We start from the raw sequence: 20,242 nt of genomic DNA, 5'->3' as shown, positions 1-20,242 counted from the left end.
CCCTAGTGGGCCACCGCGGCAGCGCCGTGCTCGTCGACGAGCGCGCCGGTGGTGAAACGGTCGAGCGAGAAGGGGGCGTTCAGGGCGTGCGGGGTGTCGTGGGCGATGGTGTGGGCGTAGACCCAGCCGACTCCCGGGGTGGCCTTGAATCCGCCTGTCCCCCAGCCGCAGTTGACGTAGAGGTTGTCGACCGGGGTGAGGCCGACGATGGGCGAGGCGTCGGGGCTGACGTCGACGATGCCGCCCCAGGTGCGCAGTACGTGGGCGCGGGCGAAAACGGGGAAGAGTTCCAGGGCCGCCGACATCTGGTCCTCGATGATGTGGAACGCGCCGCGCTGGGTGTAGGAGTTGTACGCGTCGATGCCCGCGCCCATCACCAGTTCGCCCTTGTGCGCCTGGCTGACGTACACGTGGACCGCGTTGGACATGACCACCGTCGGGTGGACCGGCTCCAGGAGTTCGGAGACGAGTGCCTGCAACGGGTGGCTCTGGAGCGGGAGTTCGATGTCCGCCATGGCGGCGAGGACCGAGGTGTGGCCGGCCGAGCACAGGGCCACTTTGCCGGCCGCGATCGGACCGCGCGTGGTCTGGACGCCGACCACCCGGCCGCCGGCCATGTCCAGGCCGGTGACCTCGCAGTTCTGGATGATGTCGATGCCGGCGGCGTCCGCTGAGCGGGCGAAGCCCCAGGCCACGTAGTCGTGCTTGGCGATGCCGGCACGCGGCTGGTAGGTGCCGCCGAGGACCGGGTAGCGCACGTCGGGTGAGGTGTTGACGATCGGGCAGACCTCTTCGACCTGGTCGGCGTCGAGCCACTCGGCGTCGACTCCGTTGAGCCGGTTGGCCTCGACCCGGCGGACGCTGTCGCGGACGTCCTGCAGGCTGTGGGCGAGGTTCAGCACGCCGCGCTGGGAGAAGAGGATCGGGTAGTCGAGCTCCTCCTCCAGGCCCTCCCAGAGCTTGAGGGCGTGCTCGTAGATGCCCGCGCTCTCGTCCCACAGGTAGTTGGAGCGGATGATCGTGGTGTTGCGGGCCATGTTGCCGCCCGCGAGCCAGCCCTTCTCGAGCACGGCGACGTTGGTGATGCCGTGGTTCTTCGCCAGGTAGTGGGCGGTGGCCAGGCCGTGGCCGCCGCCGCCCACGACCACCACGTCGTACGACCGCTTGGGTTCGGGGGTGCGCCAGAGCCAGTCCGGGTGGTCGGGCAGGTCGGCGCCGGGGGTGCGGGGGCTCATCGGGCGTCTCCGTCGTGCGAGAGGTGCGGATAGAGCGGGTGCTTGGCGGCCAGCGCCTCGGTGCGGGCGCGCAGGGCGGCCACGTCCGGCTCGGGCTGGAGGGCCAGCGCGATCACGTCGGCGACCTCGGCGAAGTCCGCCTCGGTGAAGCCCCGGGTGGCGAGCGCCGGGGTGCCGATGCGCAGGCCGGAGGTGACCATGGGCGGGCGCGGGTCGAAGGGGACGGCGTTGCGGTTGACGGTGATGCCGATCTCGTGCAGCAGGTCCTCGGCCCGCTTGCCGTCGAGTTCGGAGTCCCGCAGGTCGACGAGGACCAGGTGGACGTCGGTTCCGCCGGTCAGCACCTTCACTCCGGCTGCGGCCGCGTCGGGCCGGGTGAGGCGTTCGGCGAGGATGCGGGCGCCGGCCAGGGTGCGGGCCTGGCGCTCGGAGAACTCGGGCGAGGCCGCGACCTTGAAGGAGACGGCCTTGGCCGCGATGACGTGCTCCAGCGGGCCTCCCTGCATGCCGGGGAAGACCGCCGAGTTGATCTTCTTGGCGAGGCCGGCGTCGTTGGTGAGGATGACTCCGCCGCGGGGCCCGCCGAGTGTCTTGTGCGTGGTGGTGGTGACCACGTGCGCGTGCGGGACGGGGCTCGGGTGCAGTCCGGCGGCGACCAGGCCCGCGAAGTGGGCCATGTCGACCATGAGGAGGGCACCGACTTCGTCGGCGATCCGGCGGAAGGCCGCGAAGTCCAGCTGCCTGGGGTACGCCGACCAGCCCGCGATGATCATCTTGGGCCTGTTCTCCTTGGCGAGCCGCTCCACCTCGTCCATGTCCACGAGGTTGTCCGCCTCGGAGACGTGGTACGGCACGACGTTGAGCATCCTGCCGCTGTAGTTGATGCGCATGCCGTGGGTGAGGTGGCCGCCGTGCGCGAGGTCGAGGCCGAGAATCGTGTCGCCGGGCTGGAGAAGGGCGAAGAACACGGCGGTGTTGGCCTGGGCGCCCGAGTGCGGCTGGACGTTGGCGTAGGCCGCCCCGAAGAGGGACTTCACGCGCTCCATGGCCAGGCGTTCGGTGACGTCGACGTGTTCGCATCCGCCGTAGTAGCGGCGGCCGGGGTAGCCCTCGGCGTACTTGTTGGTCGCGACCGAGCCCTGTGCCTCCATCACGGCCGTGGGCGCGAAGTTCTCGGAGGCGATCATCTCCAGGGTGGACTGCTGCCGGTGCAGCTCGGCGAGCAGGGCTTCGTGGACCTCGGGGTCAAGCTCCGCGAGGCGGGTGTTCAGGGCGTTCATACGGTGATCGCGTTCCTCTCGGCGGCCTCGACGACATTCGCGAGGAGCATCGCTCGGGTCATGGGGCCCACACCTCCGGGCATCGGCGCGAGCCGGCCGGCGACCTCGGCGGCCTCCGGGTGGATGTCGCCGACGAGCCCGTGCTCGGTGCGGGTGATGCCGACATCCAGGACGGCCGCGCCGGGGCGCAGCATGTCCTTGGTGATCAGTCCGGGCGAGCCGGCCGCGGCGACGACGATGTCCGCCTCGCGCACGTGCCAGGCCAGGCCCTTGGTTCCGGTGTGGCACAGGGTGACGGTGGCGTTCTCGGAGCGGCGGGTGAGCAGCAGCCCGATGGGCCGTCCGACCGTGATGCCGCGGCCGACCACGCACACCCGGGCTCCGGCGATCGGTACGTCGTGGCGGCGGAGCAGTTCCACGATGCCGCGCGGGGTGCACGGCAGTGGGGCGTCGACGCCGAGGACGAGGCGGCCGAGGTTGACCGGGTGGAGTCCGTCGGCGTCCTTGGCCGGGTCCATGCGGGCGAGGACGGCGCCCGCGTCCAGGTGGCGCGGCAGCGGCAGCTGGACGATGTAGCCGGTGCAGGCGGGGTCGGCGTTGAGGTCGTCGATGACGTCCTCGACCTGTCGCTGGGTGGCGTCGGCGGGCAGTTCGCGGCGGAGGGAGGCGACGCCGACCTGCGCGCAGTCGCGGTGCTTGCCTGCGACGTAGGCGCGGCTGCCGGGGTCGTCGCCGACGAGGACGGTACCGAGGCCGGGCGGCCGGCCGGTCAGGGCGGTCAACTTGGCCACGCGCTCGGCGAGTTCACGGCGGATGGCGGCGGCGGTGGCCTTGCCGTCGAGGAGTTGTGCGGTCACCGGCGGTGCTCCTTGTCCAGGACTAGCCACGGAGGCGGGACATGGTCGGGTCGGACAGGGGCTCTTCGGCGACGACCGCCTCGACACGCTGGTCGAAGTAGCCGATGTGCACGGTCGTACCCGGCTCGGCCAGCTCGGCGGGGAGCCACGCGTAGGCGATGCCCTTGCCGATCGTGTAGCCGTACGCGGCGCTGGTGACGTAGCCGACGGCGCGGTCGCCGTCGTACACCGGCTCCTTGCCCATGACGATCGCCCGCGGATCGTCGATGGTGAGGCAGCTGAGCCTGCGCCGGACGTCGGTCTTGCGCCGCTCCAGCGCGGCCTTGCCGATGAAGCCGCCCTTGTCGAGCTTGACGGCGAAGCCGACGCCGGCCTCGTAGGGGTCGTGCTCGTAGGTCATGTCGGTGCCGAAGGAGCGGTAACCCTTCTCCAGGCGGAGGCTGTTGAAGGCGCCCCGGCCGGCGATGATTCCGCCCACCGGCTCGGCCGCGGCCCACAGGGTGTCCCACAGCTTCCGGCCCTGGTCGGCGGTGGTGTAGAGCTCCCAGCCGAGCTCGCCGACGTACGACAGACGCATCGCCGTGACCGGGACGCTGCCGATGTAGGCGTGCTTGGCGCGGAAGTACTTCAGGCCCTCGTTGGAGAAGTCCGCGTCGGTGAGGGGCTGGAGGACCTCGCGGGCGAGCGGGCCCCACAGGCCGATGCAGCAGGTGCCGGCGGTGATGTCGCGGACCTGGACCGTCCCGTCGGCGGGCAGGTGGCGGGTGAACCAGTCGAGGTCCAGGTTGCCGTTGGCGCCGACCTGGAAGCGGTCGCGGGCCAGCCGGGCGACGGTGATGTCGCTGCGGATGCCGCCGTCGTGGTCCAGGAGCAGCGTGTACGTCACCGAGCCGACGGACTTGGCGACCTTGCCGGTGACCAGACCCTCCAGGAAGTCGGCGGCACCGGGGCCGCTGACTTCCAGGCGCTTGAGGGCGGTCATGTCGTACAGGGCGGCCTTCTCGCGGGTGACCTGGGCCTCGGCGCCGACGATGGGCGACCAGTAGCGGGCGGCCCAGTCGTTGGGGGTGGGGATGTCGCGGCCTTCGACCAGGGATGCGTTGGCCTCGTACCACTGGGGGCGCTCCCAGCCGTTCGCCTCCAGGAAGAACGCGCCGTGTTGCTGCTGGCGGGCGTGGAAGGGGCTGGTGCGGATCGGGCGCGGGTCGCCGGTCGGCTGGAGGGGGTGGATGATGTCGTAGACCTCGACGAAGTTCTGGCAGTCACGGGCCAGGACGTACTCCGGCGAGAGCTGGTGCGGCTCGAAGCGGTTGACGTCGCACTCGTGCAGGTCGAAGGAGGAGCAGTAGCCGTCGACCAGCCATTCGGCGACGGCGCGGCCGACGCCCGCGGAGTGGGTGACCCACACGGCCTCGGCGACCCAGAAGCCCTTGACGTCCGGGGACTCGCCGAGCAGCGGGCAGCCGTCGGTGGTGAAGGAGAACAGGCCGTTGATGCCCTCCTCGACCTTCGCCTCCTTGGTCGCCGGCAGCAGGGACTGCGTCTCGGTCCAGGCGTCCTCGAAGTCCTCCTCGGTGAACTTCAGCACCGAGGGCATCTCCTCGGCCTCGTCCACGGAGAGGATGTCGTCGGCGGAGACCGGCATGGGGCGGTGGCCGTAGTAGCCGATGCCGAGGCCGTCGTAGCGGTCGCGGTAGTAGAGGTCGGCGTCCTGGTGGCGCAGGATCGGGCGGACGGCCTCCTCGGTCTGGCCGGCGAGGGCGGGGACCGGGCCGGTCCAGGCGAGCTGGTGGGCGAGCGGGGTGAGGGGCAGGTTCATCCCGACCATGCGGGCGATCTTCGGGCCCCAGATGCCGGCGCAGCAGACGACGATGTCGGCTTCGATCTCGCCCTGGTCGGTCACCACCGCGGTGACGCGGCCCTCGCTCTGCCGGATGTCGAGGACCTCGTGGCGGGCAAGGAAGCGCACGCCGCGCTCGGTGGCCCGGCGGATCTGGGCCTCGACGGCGAGGACGGCCTTGGCGAGCCCGTCGGTGGGGACCAGGAGGCCGCCGAGGACCTTGTCACGGTCGACCAGCGGGTGCTTCTCCACGCATTCGTCGGGGGTCAGCAGGCGCGCCTCGATGCCCCAGGCGGTGATCCAGCCGTGACGGCGCCGGAGTTCGGCGAGCCGCTCGGGGCTGGTCGCCACCTCGAGGCCGCCGACCTGGAGGAAGCAGGGCTTGCCGTCCACGTCGAGGGAGCAGAACTTCTCGACGGTGTAGCGCGCCAGCTCGGTCATGGTCTTCGAGGCGTTCGTCTGGAAGACCAGGCCCGGGGCGTGCGAGGAGGAGCCTCCGGTGGCCGGGAGGGGGCCCTGGTCGACCACGGTCACTTCGGTCCAGCCGCGTGCGGAGATCTCGTCCGCCAGGGCCGCTCCCACGACACCCGCTCCGATGATCACCACTCGGGGTCCCGCCATCGCCCAACCTCCGAACTTGAGACCGGTTCAGTTGCTTGTTGCGCAACATAATTCAGGTTACGCAACTCAATGTGCCCGTCGTCGTGAGGGGTGTCAAGGGGTCGGTGACGTCGGAAAACAGCCCGGAGAACGGCCGGGCGGACGGCCCGGAGAACGGCAATGCCCGGCGGGCGGTGCGCACGCGTGCACACCGCCCGCCGGGCGTCCTCGGCCGGCCCCTTCCCGACCTTCCGCTACTTCAGCCAGGCGTCGACCTTGTCGCGGTTGGCGTCGACCCACTTCTTGGCCGCCGCGTCGTCCGACATCTTGTCCACGGCGATGTACTTGGCCACGGTGTTCTGGTCGTCGTTCGTCCAGTGGAAGTTCTTGACCAGCTTGTACGCCGGGCTGCCCGACTTGGCGAACTGTGCGCTGACGATCTTGTCCAGGTCGTAGACGGGATAGTCACAGGCCACCTTGGCCGCGTCGGCGTCGCAGCCCTTGGTGTACGCGGGCAGGTTGACCTTCACGAGCGGCACTTCCGACAGGAACCACTGCGGTTCGTAGAAGTAGCCGATCACCCATTGCTTGTTCTTCTCGGCGGTGCGGTAGGCCTGGATGAGCGCGGTCTCGCTGCCCGCGTACACCACCTTGAAGTTCAGCTTGAGGTTCTTCACCAGGGCGGCGTCGTTGGTGACGTACGACGGGTCGCCGTCGAGCAGCTGGCCCTTGCCGCCCGACTCGGAGGTCTTGAAGTTGCCGGCGTACTTGTCGAGGTTCTTCCAGTCGGTGATGTCCGGGTGGGCCTTGGCCAGCCACGGCGGCACGAACCAGCCGATGACGCCCTTGTTGCCCGTGGAGCCCGCCTCGACGGCGGTCTTCTGCCCGGCGATGTACTTCGCCTTCAGATCGTCGTGGCCCCAGTTCTCCAGGACCGCGTCGACCTCGCCGGTCCCGAAGCCCTGCCAGGCGATCTCCTCCTTCAGGTCCTTCTTGTTGACCGTGCAGCCGAGGTCGTGCTGCGCCACGTACGCGACGACCGCCGCGTCCGCCTCGTAGCCGACCCACGGGTTCACGGCCAGGTTGAAGCCGCCGCATTTCCCGCCCGCGGACTTCGAGCCCGCGGAGCTGCTGTCGCCGACCTTCGCCCCCGAGCAGGCCGTGAGGGTGAGGCCGAGGACGGCCAGGCCGGCCGCGCCGGCTCGCCAGTGTCTTGCCATGGTGTCGTGCTCCTTATGCCCTGGTGCGTCGCGCCGCAGCCTGAGTGATCCGGTCGAACATGACTCCCAGCAGTACGATGGCGAGCCCAGCCGCCAGCCCCTTTCCGTACAGCTGTCCCTGCGAGAATCCGGCCACGACGTCGTAGCCGAGGGCGCCTGCCCCTACCAGGCCGCCCACCACAACCATCGACAGCACATAGATCAGACCCTGGTTGGTCGCCAGGGTCAGGGCGCTGCGTGCCATCGGCAGTTGGACCTTGGTGATGATCTGCCAGGTGTTGCACCCGGCGGAGGTGGCCGCCTCGACGGTGGACTCGGACACGTTCCGCACACCGTCCGCGATGATCTTGATCGCGACGGGCGCCGCGTAGACGACGGCCGCGACGATCGCGGTGAACCGGGTGGCACCGAAGAGGGCCAGGAACGGCACGAGATACACGAACGGCGGCATGACCTGCGCGGCGTCCAGGCTGGGCCGCACGATCCGGTCCACGAGTTGGCTGCGCCCCATCCACACACCGAAGACGACGCCGAACAGCATCACCAGCACGGTGGCCACGGCGGTGGAGGCGAGGGTGGTCATGCTGTCCGACCACAGCCCGGTGCCGACGAGCAGCCCGACGCACACGGCGGCCGTCACCGCGGCAAGCCGGCCGCCGAGGACCGCGCCGAGCGCGACCAGGGTGACGCCGACGAGCCACCACGGGGAGTCCGTGAGCAGCGTCTGGAACGGGTTCAGCAGGCCGTTGGTGATCACGTCACGGATGCCGTTGGTCAGCCCGGAGAGGTGGTCCTGCAGCCACGTGGTCGTCGTGTCGGCCGCGCTCGCGATGTGGCTGCCGGTGCTGCCGCTGCCGGGGAACTCGGCCGCCCACACATAGGTGTGCGACAGGTAGACCAGGACGGCGGCCGCGATCCCGCCCGCCACCAGCAGCGGGCGGCGCCACTTCAGGAGGTGGCCGCCCGCGCGCCGGGCCGTCTCGGTGCGTGCGGCCGCCGCGGTGGTGACCCGGTCGAGCACGATGGCCATGACGACGATGGCGAGCCCTGCGTTGAAGGCCGTGCCGACGTCGAGCGACTGCAGGGCCTGGACGACGGTCTTGCCGAGGCCGGGCGCGTCGATCAGGGCGGCGATGGTCACCATGGCCAGGGCGGCCATGATGGTCTGGTTGACGCCCATCACCACCGTGCGCTTCGACATGGGCAGCAGCACCTTCAGCAGTTGCTGCGTCCGGGTCGTGCCCAGCGAGTCGGCGGCCTCGACGGTGGTCTCGGGCACGGACCGGATGGCGTGCGCGGTGATGCGGATGGCGGGCGGCGCCGCGTAGATCACCGTGGTGATCACGGCGGAAGCCCCGCCGATGAGGAAGATCAGGGTCAGCGGGGCGAGGTAGACGAAGGTCGGCATCGTCTGCATGAAGTCCAGGAAGGGCGTCATGATCCGGTTGAACCGGTCGGAGAGACCGGCCCACACACCCAGCGGGATGCCGATGAGCAGCGCCACGAGGACCGCCGACAGGGTCAGCGCGAGGGTGTCCATGCTCTCCTGCCACAGGCCCTGCAGCCCGAAGAAGGTGAAGCCCGCGACCGCCAGCAGTGCGACCCGCCAGTTGCCCACGGCCCAGGAGACATAGCCGGTGAGTCCGACGACGCCGAGCCAGCCGATCTGCGGGACCGGGCGGCCGACGGTGGGCTGGGAGATCAGGGACTGGACGAAGGTCACCAGGTTGTCGATGGCCAGCCGGATCTCGTTGAAGAAGTACAGGAAGAGCGGGTTGGAGTTGCGGTTGGCCCCGACGCTGTCGTTGAGGTCGTTCAGCCGGCGGTGCAGGCCGGTGAGGTCGGCCGCCGCGAGGGCGAGCGTCTGCCGGCCGCGCAGCACGGCGAAGAGCACCAGCCAGGCGAGCAGGATCGCGGCCACCACCATGGGGCGGCTGACCTTGTTGCGCATCGTCGCGACCGGCGCGGTCGCGTCGGCGACGGCCATCACGCACCGCCCTGCTGACCGGCGACGACGGAGAGGATCTCCTCGTCGCCGACGATGCCGAGCAGCTTGCCGTTCTCCACGACCTTGACCGGCTTCTCGGCGGCCAGGACGGCCCGGGTGGCCTCGCGCACCACGACGTCCGGTCCCAACTCGGGCCCGTCGAGGGCGTCGTCGGGCTCGGCGGGACGCATGATCCAGCGCAGGGTGAGGACGTCCCCGCGCGGTACGTCCTTCACGAAGTCCCGTACGTAGTCGTCGGCCGGGGCGCCGACGAGTTCGTCCCCGGTACCGCACTGGACCGTCTTGCCGTCGCGCATGATCAGGATGCGGTCGCCCAGCTTCAGGGCCTCGGACAGGTCGTGGGTGATGAACACCATGGTCTTGCCGACCTCGTGGTGCAGGCGGATGACCTCGCTCTGCATGTCACGGCGGATCAGCGGGTCGAGCGCGGAGAAAGGCTCGTCGAAGAAGAGGACGTCGGGGTCGCCGGCGAGGGCGCGGGCGAGGCCGACGCGCTGCTGCATACCGCCGGAGAGCTGGTCGGGGTAGGAGTTCTCGTATCCGGCGAGGCCCACCAGTTCGACGGTCTCCAGGGCCTTCCTGGTGCGCTCGGCCCGGCCCATGCCGCGTATCTCCAGGCCGAAGGCCACGTTGTCGACGACCTTGCGGTGCGGCAGCAGACCGAAGTGCTGGAAGACCATGGAGAACTTGCTGCGCCGCAGTTCGCGCAGCCGCCGGGCGTCGGCGCCCCGGATGTCCTCGCCCTCGAAGACGATCTCTCCGGCGGTGGGTTCGATCAGCCGGGTCAGACATCGCACCAGGGTGGACTTGCCGGAGCCGGACAGGCCCATGACGACGAAGACCTCGCCCGGCGACACCTCGAAGTCGACGTCACGCACGGCGGCGGTGCAGCCGGTGCGATCCATGAGCTCGCGGCGCGTGAGTCCGCACAACTCCTCGGAGCCCGGCACCTCGTCGGCCTTCGGCCCGAACACCTTCCACAGCCGGCGCACGGAGATGACCGGGGTGCGGTCCTTGGGATCCTGGGACGTGTCGCGCCGCTGCGACACCTCGGTCTGTGCTGGGGTCATGATCGACCTCTTTCGGCGTTCAGCCGCGGAACCAGTGTTGCGGCCGGGGTTGGATGTTCTGCCAGACGTGCTTGGGCTCTCGGTACTCGTCGAGGCCGGTCGGTCCCAGCTCGCGGCCCACGCCCGAGTGCCCGAAACCGCCCCACTCCGCCTGCGGCACATAGGGGTGGTAGTCGTTGATCCACACGGTGCCGTGGCGCAGCCTGCGGGCCACCCGCTGGGCCTTGCCCGCGTCCTGCGTCCAGACGGCACCGGCGAGGCCGTACTCCGTGTCGTTGGCGATGCGGACGGCGTCGTCCTCGTCGTGGAAGCGCTCGACGGTGAGCACGGGTCCGAAGGACTCCTCGTGCACCACGCGCATGTCCTGCCGGCACTCGTCCAGGACGGTGGGCGGGTAGTAGAAGCCGTCCGCCAGCGCGGGGTCGTCGGGGCGTGCGCCGCCGCAGCGCAGTACGGCGCCCTCGGCGAGCCCGGCGGCGACGTACGCCTCGACCTTCTCGCGGTGCTGTGCCGAGATCAGCGCGCCGGTCTCGGCCTCGGGATCGAAGGGTCCGCCGAGGCGGATGTGCCGGGCTCGGCGCACGACCTCGTCCACGAAGGCGTCGTGGATCGAGTTCTCGACGATCAGGCGGGCGCCGGCCGAGCAGACCTGCCCGGAGTGCAGGAAGACGGCGGTCAGCGCGAAGTCGACGGCCGTGGCGAAGTCTGCGTCGGCGAAGACCACGTTCGGGTTCTTGCCGCCGAGTTCCAGCGCGACCTTCTTCACCGTGGCCGCGGCGGTGGCCATGATGCGCCGCCCGGTCTGCAGGCCTCCGGTGAAGGACACCATGTCGACGGCCGGGTGCTCGGCGAGCGGCGCGCCCGCCTCGGCTCCGGCGCCCAGCACCAGGTTGGCGGCGCCGGCCGGGAGCCCCGCCTCCTCAAGGGCCTTCATGAGCAGGACGGAGGTGGAGGGCGTGAGCTCGCTGGGCTTGAGGACGACGGTGTTCCCCGCGAGAAGAGCGGGAGCGACCTTCCAACTGGCCTGCAGCAGCGGGTAGTTCCAGGGAGTGATGAGTCCGCACACGCCGACGGGCTCGTAGGTGACCCGGCTGAGGGCGTCGTCGCGGCCGGTGTCGACCACCCGGCCGGAGCTGGTGCCGGCGATGCCGCCGTAGTAGCGGAAGCAGGAGACGACGTCTGCGATGTCGTACTCGCTCTCGACCAGCCGCTTGCCGGTGTCGAGGGATTCGGCGCGGGCGAATTCCTTGGCGTCGCGCTCGAGGATGTCGGCGGTGCGCAGCAGCAGGGCGCCGCGCTCCCGCTCGGGGGTGCGGGGCCAGGGGCCTTCGTCGAAGGCGCGCCGGGCGGCGGCGATCGCCGCCTCGGTGTCGGGGCGGGTCGCCTCCGAGACCGTCGCGACGAGCGTGCCGTCCGCGGGACAGCGGATCTCCCGGTGGCCGCCGGCCACCGCAGCGCGCCATTCTCCGTCCACGTACAGATCTGCCACGGTCGCGCCCTTCGAAGGAGCTCGTTGCGTAATGTGCACTGCATTGCTTGTGGTGGAACACCCTGGCTGACTGGGCCGACACCCGTCAAGGGGTCGGGGTATGCCGATTTCAGGCGGCCAGCCGGTCCAGCAGGGCCCGGCGCCAGCGCTCCGTCTCGGCGATCTGGTTGAAGGTGAAGAGGTGAAGGCCGGCCACCGCGGCCGCGGGCCCGGAGAACGACTCCGCGCCGCGGCCGAGCAGCCGCTCGGGGGCGTACCCGCCGGGCGCCGCGAACCGCAGGAACCAGGAGGGGTGCCGGGTGAGGAAGCGCGTCGACTCCCCCACCCCGATCTTCGTCGCCATCGCCAGCAGCTTCGCCCGCTGGACGGGCCCGGCGACGCCCACGTACACCGGCAGGGTGATGGCGCGGCGCCGGATCCGGGTGATCCAGTCGCCGAGCACCCGCGGGTCGAAGCACAGGTTGCTGACGATGTACGTGGCGTGTGTCCGCTTGTCCCACATCGACTGGACGGTGATGTCGTCGTGGATGAGCGGATGGCTCTCCGGATAGCCGGTGATGCCCATGTCGGCGAAGGGCCTGCCCAGGTCGCTCAGCGCGCGCAGCACCGGCAGCGCTCCGTCGTACGGCCCGGCCGGCGGATCGGCGTCGCCCGCCGGCACGAACACGTCGTCGACGTGCGCCGCACGCAACCGCTCGGCCACGTCCTTCAGGTGCGTGTCGTCCCGCAGCAGCCGTGCGGGGACATGCGGGACGACACGGTAACCATGTGCCGCCAGCCGCTCGGTCAGGCCGAGCGTGGGCTCCAGCCCCTTGACCGGGGACGCCGTGACCGTGACCACGACGTCGCGGGGCACCTGTGCGAGGACCTTCTCCTCCGTCGCCCTCGCCGGCAGCACCTCGTAGCGAACGCGGCCGAGCAGCGCCCGCAGGGCCTCGGCGCCCATGGTCTACCCGGCCTGCTTCTGGCCGTCGCGGTGCCGGTAGTACGCGGCCTTCGACGGCTCCAGCGGCTCGTTGCCGAGGATGAGGTCGGCCGCCTTCTCGGCGATCATCATCACCGGTGCGTAGATGTTGCCGTTGGTGACGTACGGCATCACCGAGGCGTCCACCACGCGCAGTCCGGCCAGTCCGTGCACCCGCAGGGTGAGCGGGTCGACGACGGACATCTCGTCGGTGCCCATCTTGCAGGTGCAGGACGGGTGCAGGGCTGTCTCGCCCTCCTTGGCGACCCAGGCGAGGATCTCCTCGTCGGTCTCGACAGAGGGTCCGGGCGAGATCTCGCCGGCGTTGTAGGGGCCGAGGGCGGGCCGGCCGAGGATCCTGCGGGCGACGCGGATCGCCTCGACCCACTCCCGGCGGTCCTGCTCGGTGGAGAGGTAGTTGAAGCGCAGCGCGGGCTTGGCCCGCGGGTCCCTGCTCTTGATCTTGACCGAGCCGATGGCGTCCGAGTACATGGGTCCGACGTGCACCTGGTATCCGTGTCCGCCGGCCGGCGAGGAGCCGTCGTAGCGGACGGCGACCGGCAGGAAGTGGAACATCAGGTTGGGATAGTCCACGTCCTCGTTGCTGCGGGCGAAGCCGCCCGCCTCGAAGTGGTTGGTGGCCGCGGGCCCCTTGCGGAACAGCCACTGCAGTCCGATGAAGGGGGCGCGCCACTTCGCCATGTACGGCTGCATGGAGACGGGCTGCTTGCAGCCGTACTGGACATACACCTCGAGGTGGTCCTGCATGTTCTCGCCGACGCCCGGCAGGTCGTGGACGACGTCGATGCCGAGGGCGGACAGTTCGTCGGCGTTGCCGACGCCGGAGAGCTGCAGCAGCTGCGGGGAGTTGATGGCACCGCCGCACAGGATGACCTCGCCGGCGCGGACCTGCTGGGGAGCGCGCTTGCCGCGCCGGAACTCGACGCCGACGGCCCGCTTGCCCTCGAAGAGCACCCGGGTGACGAGGGCACGTGTCTTCACCGTGAGGTTCGGCCGCTTCATCGCGGGCTTGAGGTAGGCCTTCGAGGCCGACAGCCGGCGCCCGCGGTGGACATTGCGGTCGAACTTGGCGAAGCCCTCCTGCCGGTAGCCGTTGACGTCGTCCGTCGGCGCGTAGCCCGCCTCCTGGGTGGCCTTGAGGAAGGCGGTGAAGAGCGGGTTGGTCGCGGGGCCGCGTTCGAGGACGAGGGGTCCGTCATGGCCGCGGAACTCGTCGTCGGGGTCGGCCGCCAGACAGTTCTCCATCCGGCGGAAGTAAGGCAGGCAGTGGGCGTAGTCCCAGGTCTCCATGCCGGGGTCGGCCGCCCAGCGCTCGTAGTCCATGGGGTTGCCGCGCTGGAAGATCATGCCGTTGATGCTGCTGGAGCCGCCGAGCACCTTGCCCCGGGCGTGGTAGATGCGGCGGCCGCCCATGTGCGGCTCGGGCTCCGACTCGTACTTCCAGTCGTAGAAGCGGCTGCCGATCGGGTAGGTCAGCGCCGCGGGCATGTGGATGAAGACGTCCCAGGGATAGTCGGAGCGGCCGGCCTCCAGGACCAGCACCCGGTTGCCGGGGTCGGCCGAGAGCCGGTTCGCCAGTGCGCTGCCGGCCGATCCACCGCCGACGATGACGAAGTCGTACTGCAGGGGAGCCATGGTGCCTCGTCTCGCTCGCGCCGTTGATGTGCGGGCATGCTAGTACGGGTATCGCTATACGCACCAGGTTGCGAAACACGCAACCTGTGAGAACTTTGTTCACAGTGCGTTACTTGCTAGAAAGTTGTTTACTGCGCGTATAGTTTCGCTATGAGCAACTACAGTCCGGATACCGAAACGAGCGGGCCACCGTCCGGCGGGGTGCAGTCCGTCGACCGCGCCATCAGCGTGCTGGAGATCCTGGCCCAGCGCGGCGAGGCCGGCGTGAGCGAGGTGGCCGCCGAGATCGACGTGCACAAGTCGACGGCGTTCCGTCTGCTGGGCGCTCTGGAGGCGCGCGGCCTCGTGGAGCAGTCGGGCGAGCGCGGGAAGTACTCGCTCGGCTTCGGCATCGTACGCCTGGCCGGCGCCGTCACGGGACGCATCGACATCACCCAGCAGGGCCGCCCGGTGTGCGAGCGCCTGGCGGAGGAACTCGGCGAGACGGTCAACATCGCCGTGATGCAGGAGCACTACGCGATCAACCTCTACCAGGTGCGCGGCACGGCCGCCGTCACCGCCCACAACTGGGTCGGCCAGCTGACCCCGCTGCACGCCACCTCCAGCGGCAAGATCATGCTGGCCCACATGCCCGCCAAGGAACGCGGCGCGCTGCTGACGGAGACCGGCCTGAAGAAGCTGACCCCGCACACGATCTCCTCGAAGGCGAAGCTGGAGAAGAACCTCGCCGAGGCCCGCGAGCGCGGTTACGCCTGGACGCTGGAGGAGCTGGAGATCGGTCTGCACGCCATGGCCGCCCCGATCCGCGACCGGGAAGGGCAGGTCATCGCCTCGATCAGCGCCTCCGGTCCCTCGTACCGGTTCACCGAGGAGCGCATGCACGAGCTGGCTCCGGTGCTGGTGAAGGGCGGGGAGGAGATCAGCCACCGGATGGGTTACCTGGGCTGAGCACACACGGTACGACCGCCGTACGGCCCGCGCTCGCCCCCCGCGCGGGCCACGGGCCCCCGTCACTGCGGGTTGTGCGTGCCGAGGCGCTCGTTCACCCAGTCGTGGAAGGCGCCGATGTGGTGCTCACTGGGCACGAGCACGCCGCCCTTGGCGTACAGCCGTGAGCTCATCCCCGGCTGGGTCCGTTCGCAGGCGTCGAAGTCCTGCCGGTTGACCCGGTCGAAGAGCTCAACGGACCGGCTGACGTCCTTGCCGCTCTCCACGACGTGCGGGAGGTACAGCCAGTCGCACTCCACCATCGTGCGGTCGACGGCCACCGGGTACATCCGGTGGAAGATCACGTGGTCGGGCACCAGGTTGATGAACACCTGCGGCTTGACGGTGATCGCGTAGTACCGGCGGTCCTGGTCCTCGGACACCCCGGGAATGCGGTCCAGTCCCTCGGAGCCGTCCACGGTGAAGCCCTGGATGTCCTCACCGAACTCGGCGCCGTGCCCGACGTAGTACTGGGCGGCGTAGCCGTCGGCGAACTCCGGGAGGACCTCGGTGAGTTCGGGGTGGATCGTGGCGCAGTGGTAGCACTCCATGAAGTTCTCGATGACGAGCTTCCAGTTCGCCTTGACGTCGTAGACGATCCGCCTGCCCACCGAGAGGTTCGCGACGTCGTAGCGCTCGATCGACTCGGTGTCGCCCAGCCGCTCGATCACCGCCCCCATCACGTCCTCCTCGAAGGAGGGCGGGTTCTCCGCCAGGCAGACCCAGACATAGCCGAGCCATTCGCGCACGGCCACACTCACCAGGCCGTACTCGGTACGGCCGACGTCGGGCATCTTGGTCAGGTTGGGCGCTGCGACGAGCTTGCCGTTCAGGTCGTAGGTCCAGGCGTGGTACGGGCACTGGAAGGCCCGCTTGACCTCGCCCGCCTCCTCGGTGCAGAGCTTGGCTCCGCGATGCCGGCAGACGTTGAAGTAGGCGCGGATCGAGTTGTCCCGGGCCCGGGTGACGAGGATGCTCTCGCGGCCCACGTCCACGGTGCGGAAGGCCCCGGGCCCCGCCAGGTCGGACGAGCGCGCGGCGCAGAACCACATCGCCTCGAAGATGCGCTCCTGTTCCTGGGCGAAGATGCCGGGATCCGTGTAGGCGGAGCCGGGAAGAGTGGCGATCAGGCTGTCCGGCAGGCTGGTCGAGGTCACGGTGCACTCCTCGGGAAACGTCGTGGATCGATAGGTCACGCGCCGGGAAGAGCGACTTCGGGCGGCGTTGTGCATGGAGCAACACTGCGTTTCATATGCAACGCAGAATGTGTTGCCGCGTGGGTGGTGTCAAGACGCGGCGGAGGCGAACTGCTTGCGCCGGCGGGTGAACAGCCGCGGCTGGTTCATGCCGAGCACGGCGACCGGCCGGCCTGCCCTGCGGTAGACGGCCAGAAAGCTGCGGTCGTCGGTCGAGCCCTCCTCGACCGTCACGCTGTCGGCCCCGGTGGCGTGGCCGACGAACTGGATCTTCACGCCGTACTGATCGGACCAGAAGTACGGCGGCCGGGGCACGCCCGGCTCCGCCGCACCGTGGGCGAGAAGAACGGCGACGGCGGCGTCCGGCCGTTCCAGCGCGCCGGTCCAGTGCTCGACCCTGCGGTGGGCCCCGGCGTGCGGGTCGTACCAGTTGGCGCAGTCGCCCACGGCGACCACTCCGGCGACACTCGTGCGGCCGTCGACGCCGCACTTCACGCCGTTGTCGAGTGCGACGCCGGAGCCCTCCAGCCACTCGACGCAGGGGCGCGCCCCCACGCCGACGACGACGGTGTCGGCGGGGAGGCTGCGACCGTCCTCCAGGAGCACCGCGTCGACCCTCCCCCAGACTCCGTCCGGGGGGACCCCCATCTCGCTTCGGTCGTCCCCGCTCAGTCCCTTGACCCCCACTCCGCACAGCAGTCGTACGCCGTGGTCCGCGTGGAGGGCGGAGACGACCTTGCCCATGGCCTCGCCGAGCGGTCCGGCCAGCGGCGTGGGCGCCGCCTCGACCACGGTCACGTCGAGGCCGAGGGCGTACGCCGTGGAGGCGACCTCGGCGCCGATGAACCCGCCGCCGATCACCACCAGCCGTCCGCCCCGGGCCAGGTCGTCCCTGAGGGCGCGGGCGTCGTCGAGCGTGCGCAGCACATGGACGCCGGCGAGACCCTCGGTCCCGGGCAGGGTGCGGGCGGCGGCGCCGGTCGCGATGACCACGCCGTCGGCGCGTATCTCCCGGCCGTCGGCGAGCCGGACCGCCCGCTCGGTGCGGTCGAGGCCGGTGGCGCGGGCGCCGAGCACCCACTCCGCCCGGAGCTCCTCGTCGTCCCGCTCCAGCGAGAGTTCCGCTTCACCGATGGCACCGGCCAGGAACTCCTTGGACAACGGCGGCCTGTCGTAGGGGCGGTGGAGCTCGGCGCCGACGACGACCAGCCGGCCGTCGTACCCCCGCTTCCGCAGCGAGCGCGCGGCCGACAGACCGGCCAGCGAGGCGCCCACCACGGCGACGGTCCTCACGCGGGGCCTCCGGCCAGGCGGGCGGCGACGCAGGGCGGCAGGTTGGGCGCCTCGGTGGACAGCCGCACGTAGACCGTGCCGTCCTCGACGACGACCTCGTGGGTGCGGACCGGGAGCTTGGCCGGTGGGGCGTCCACGGCTCCGGTCCTCAGGTCGAACCTGGAGGCGTGCAGGGGACATTCCACCTCACAGCCCTCCAGCCAGCCATCGGCGAGCGACGCGTCCTGATGGGTGCAGGTGTCGTCGATGGCGAAGAGCTCGCCGTCGTCGGTGTGGAACACCGAGACGGGCGGGTCGATGTCGAGCCGGTGGGCCTCGCCTCGCGGCAGATCCGCGAGTCGGCACGCGGGAATCATCATGACACCTCGGTGCGTATAGCGAAACGGATTGCGATTAGCGCAACGTCAGTCTGCTGGCCGCTCCGAAGGCTTGTCAAGGCATCCACGGGCCGGTTTCCGCGGCGTCCGGCGACCGATGTCCGGGCACGCCGGAGCGACCTCGAAAGCGCAGGTCAGCAGGCAGATCAGGGGGGTGGCGAGGTGCGACGACGGCCCTGCCGCCGGTGCCGTCCGCATCGGTACGCCACCGGGCCAGGGCCGCCGTTCGCCGGGCGGTCAGAAGCCGCGCTCGATCCACTCCTGAAGATGGGGCGCCTCGGCGCCGACGGTGGTGGTGTCGCCGTGGCCGGTGTGCACGACGGTGTCGTCCGGCAGGGCGAGGAGGCGTTCCCTGATCGAACGGATGATGGTCGGGAAGTCGCTGTACGACCGTCCCGTGGCCCCGGGGCCGCCGGCGAACAGCGTGTCGCCGCTGAACAGCGCGGACAGGTGCGGGGCGTACAGACAGACGGCGCCCGGGGCGTGTCCCGGGGTGTGCAGGACGGTCAGCTCCGTTCCGGCGACGGTGAGACGCTGCCCGTCGGTCAGCTCGCCGTCGGGCGCCCGGTCTGGATGGGTCTGTTTCCACAGCGGCAGATCGTCGGAGTGCAGCAGGATCGGGGCGCCGGTCCGGGCGGCGAGGTCCGGTGCGGCGTCGATGTGGTCGTTGTGCGCGTGGGTGCACACGATCGCCCGCAGGGTTCGGCCGCCGAGGGCCCGGGCGATGGCATCGGCGTCATGGGCGGCGTCGATCACGACCGCCTCGGTGTCGTCACCCACGATCCACACGTTGTTGTCGACGTCCCAGGTGCCGCCGTCCAGCGAGAACGTCCCCGAGGTGACGAGACGTTCGATGCGGGCGCCCGCCATCAGAGGACCACCACCGAACGCAGCACGTCCCCGCCGTGCATCCGCTCGAAGGCCTTCTCGACCTCGTCCAGCGCGATGGTCTCGGTGACGAAGGCGTCCAGGTCGAGACGGCCCTGCAGATAGAGGTCGATGAGCATCGGGAAGTCACGGGAGGGCAGGCAGTCGCCGTACCAGGACGACTTGAGGGCGCCGCCGCGGCCGAAGACGTCCAGCAGGGGCAGTTCGAGCTTCATCTCGGGAGTGGGGACGCCGACGAGGACGACGGTGCCGGCGAGGTCGCGGGCGTAGAAGGCCTGCTGGTACGTCTCCGGGCGGCCGACGGCCTCGATGACGACGTCGGCGCCGAAGCCACCCGTCAGCTCGCGCACCGCGTCGACCGCGTCGGTCTCCTTGGAGTTGACCGTGTGGGTCGCGCCCAGCTTCTTCGCGGTGTCCAGCTTGCGGCCGTCGATGTCGACGGCGATGATCCTCGCCGCGCCCGCGAGCCTGGAGCCGACGACCGCCGCCGCTCCCACACCGCCGCAGCCGATCACGGCGACGGTGTCCCCGCGCCCGACGTTCCCCGTGTTGATGGCCGCGCCGAGGCCGGCCATCACGCCGCAGCCGAGCAGCCCGGCGGCAGCGGGCGAGGCGGCCCGGTCGACCTTGGTGCACTGGCCGGCCGCGACGAGCGTCTTCTCGGCGAAGGCGCCGATGCCGAGCGCCGGCGAGAGTTCCGTGCCGTCGGTCAGGGTCATCTTCTGCTTCGCGTTGTGCGTGTTGAAGCAGTACCAGGGCCGCCCGCGCAGACAGGCCCGGCACTGACCGCACACGGCACGCCAGTTCAGGATCACGAAATCACCGGGAGCCACGTCGGTGACCCCCTCGCCGACCGCCTCGACCACACCCGCGGCCTCGTGCCCCAGCAGGAACGGGAAGTCGTCGCTGATGCCGCCCTCGCGATAGTGCAGATCGGTGTGGCAGACCCCGCAGGCCTCGATCCTGACCACCGCCTCGCCCGGGCCGGGGTCGGGCACGACGATCGTCTCCAGACTGACAGGGGCGCCCTTGCTCCGCGCGACGACACCACGGACCTGCTGCGTCATGGCCACTCCTCGGCTCACAGAGGATCGAGATGTTGCCTATTACGGCACACCTCTCACGTTTCGCAACACAGCATCGCGGAGGCCGAAGCAGCGGTCAAGGATCCGTCAGCCGTCAAAGATTTCGCCGACGACTCGGCCGCGTACGCCGGCTGCTGTGACCGGAGCCGGCGGACGCGGCCGCGGGCTCGCCCCCGGAGTGCCGAGTGCCGTCCGCG

Annotated in this window: 16 protein-coding genes; 1 reads left to right on the top strand and 15 read right to left on the bottom strand. The window is 70.3% G+C overall.

The window, feature by feature from the left end:
• Nucleotides 1–2 precede the first annotated feature (2 nt).
• The 10 genes from ACWGJ5_RS38525 to betA form a co-directional block, all read right to left on the bottom strand.
• Nucleotides 3–1,235, bottom strand: a complete 1,233-nt coding sequence (locus tag ACWGJ5_RS38525; protein WP_453314279.1) for a sarcosine oxidase subunit beta family protein — start codon at nucleotides 1,233–1,235, stop codon at nucleotides 3–5.
• The gene (glyA, locus tag ACWGJ5_RS38520) at nucleotides 1,232–2,515 is read right to left on the bottom strand and encodes a serine hydroxymethyltransferase (protein ID WP_453314278.1); all 1,284 of its coding nucleotides are present in this window, start codon (nucleotides 2,513–2,515) and stop codon (nucleotides 1,232–1,234) included. Before glyA ends, ACWGJ5_RS38525 begins: the two co-directional genes overlap by 4 nt.
• Complete coding sequence (locus ACWGJ5_RS38515; RefSeq protein WP_453314277.1) at nucleotides 2,512–3,372, bottom strand: bifunctional methylenetetrahydrofolate dehydrogenase/methenyltetrahydrofolate cyclohydrolase; 861 nt, start codon at nucleotides 3,370–3,372, stop codon at nucleotides 2,512–2,514. The genes glyA and ACWGJ5_RS38515 overlap by 4 nt, the downstream gene beginning before the upstream one ends.
• Before the next feature lie 22 nt (nucleotides 3,373–3,394).
• The gene (locus ACWGJ5_RS38510) at nucleotides 3,395–5,833 is read right to left on the bottom strand and encodes a GcvT family protein (protein WP_453314276.1); all 2,439 of its coding nucleotides are present in this window, start codon (nucleotides 5,831–5,833) and stop codon (nucleotides 3,395–3,397) included.
• A gap of 233 nt (nucleotides 5,834–6,066) precedes the next feature.
• Complete coding sequence (locus tag ACWGJ5_RS38505; RefSeq protein WP_453314275.1) at nucleotides 6,067–7,032, bottom strand: ABC transporter substrate-binding protein; 966 nt, start codon at nucleotides 7,030–7,032, stop codon at nucleotides 6,067–6,069.
• Between the two features lie 13 nt (nucleotides 7,033–7,045).
• Nucleotides 7,046–9,019: an ABC transporter permease gene (locus ACWGJ5_RS38500; protein ID WP_453314274.1), complete on the bottom strand. Its 1,974-nt coding sequence runs from the start codon at nucleotides 9,017–9,019 to the stop codon at nucleotides 7,046–7,048.
• The gene (locus tag ACWGJ5_RS38495; protein ID WP_453314273.1) at nucleotides 9,019–10,110 is read right to left on the bottom strand and encodes a quaternary amine ABC transporter ATP-binding protein; all 1,092 of its coding nucleotides are present in this window, start codon (nucleotides 10,108–10,110) and stop codon (nucleotides 9,019–9,021) included. Before ACWGJ5_RS38495 ends, ACWGJ5_RS38500 begins: the two co-directional genes overlap by 1 nt.
• A 19-nt stretch (nucleotides 10,111–10,129) precedes the next feature.
• A complete protein-coding gene (locus ACWGJ5_RS38490; RefSeq protein ID WP_453314272.1) occupies nucleotides 10,130–11,599 on the bottom strand; it encodes an aldehyde dehydrogenase family protein in 1,470 nt (489 codons plus the stop codon).
• Nucleotides 11,600–11,708: 109 nt separating this feature from the next.
• Nucleotides 11,709–12,545, bottom strand: coding sequence for a 5,10-methylenetetrahydrofolate reductase (locus tag ACWGJ5_RS38485; protein ID WP_453314271.1), 837 nt, complete (start codon nucleotides 12,543–12,545; stop codon nucleotides 11,709–11,711).
• Nucleotides 12,546–12,548: 3 nt separating this feature from the next.
• Entirely contained in the window at nucleotides 12,549–14,219 is a 1,671-nt protein-coding gene (gene betA / locus ACWGJ5_RS38480) for a choline dehydrogenase (RefSeq protein WP_453314270.1), read from the bottom strand.
• A gap of 150 nt (nucleotides 14,220–14,369) precedes the next feature.
• On the opposite strand from betA, the gene ACWGJ5_RS38475 reads away from it, so the two are divergent.
• Entirely contained in the window at nucleotides 14,370–15,167 is a 798-nt protein-coding gene (locus tag ACWGJ5_RS38475; RefSeq protein ID WP_453314269.1) for an IclR family transcriptional regulator, read from the top strand.
• A gap of 62 nt (nucleotides 15,168–15,229) precedes the next feature.
• Here the strand turns inward: ACWGJ5_RS38475 and ACWGJ5_RS38470 are convergent, their stop codons facing one another.
• The 5 genes from ACWGJ5_RS38470 to ACWGJ5_RS38450 all read right to left on the bottom strand — a co-directional run bounded on the left by ACWGJ5_RS38470 (nucleotide 15,230) and on the right by ACWGJ5_RS38450 (nucleotide 20,027).
• Entirely contained in the window at nucleotides 15,230–16,363 is a 1,134-nt protein-coding gene (locus ACWGJ5_RS38470) for an aromatic ring-hydroxylating oxygenase subunit alpha (protein ID WP_453314268.1), read from the bottom strand.
• A 129-nt stretch (nucleotides 16,364–16,492) separates the two neighbouring features.
• Nucleotides 16,493–17,695 (bottom strand): NAD(P)/FAD-dependent oxidoreductase, encoded by a 1,203-nt coding sequence (locus ACWGJ5_RS38465; RefSeq protein ID WP_453314267.1) that lies wholly within the window; start codon nucleotides 17,693–17,695, stop codon nucleotides 16,493–16,495.
• Nucleotides 17,692–18,054: a bifunctional 3-phenylpropionate/cinnamic acid dioxygenase ferredoxin subunit gene (locus tag ACWGJ5_RS38460; protein WP_228622233.1), complete on the bottom strand. Its 363-nt coding sequence runs from the start codon at nucleotides 18,052–18,054 to the stop codon at nucleotides 17,692–17,694. Before ACWGJ5_RS38460 ends, ACWGJ5_RS38465 begins: the two co-directional genes overlap by 4 nt.
• Nucleotides 18,055–18,309: 255 nt before the next feature.
• Entirely contained in the window at nucleotides 18,310–18,942 is a 633-nt protein-coding gene (locus ACWGJ5_RS38455) for an MBL fold metallo-hydrolase (protein WP_453314266.1), read from the bottom strand.
• Entirely contained in the window at nucleotides 18,942–20,027 is a 1,086-nt protein-coding gene (locus ACWGJ5_RS38450; protein ID WP_453314265.1) for an S-(hydroxymethyl)mycothiol dehydrogenase, read from the bottom strand. The genes ACWGJ5_RS38455 and ACWGJ5_RS38450 overlap by 1 nt, the downstream gene beginning before the upstream one ends.
• Nucleotides 20,028–20,242: the final 215 nt, after the last annotated feature.

The organism is Streptomyces sp. NPDC054783 (genome assembly GCF_053611725.1).
The sequence above is the reverse complement of the archived record's forward strand: the minus strand, read 5'-3'. Positions and strand labels throughout refer to the sequence as shown.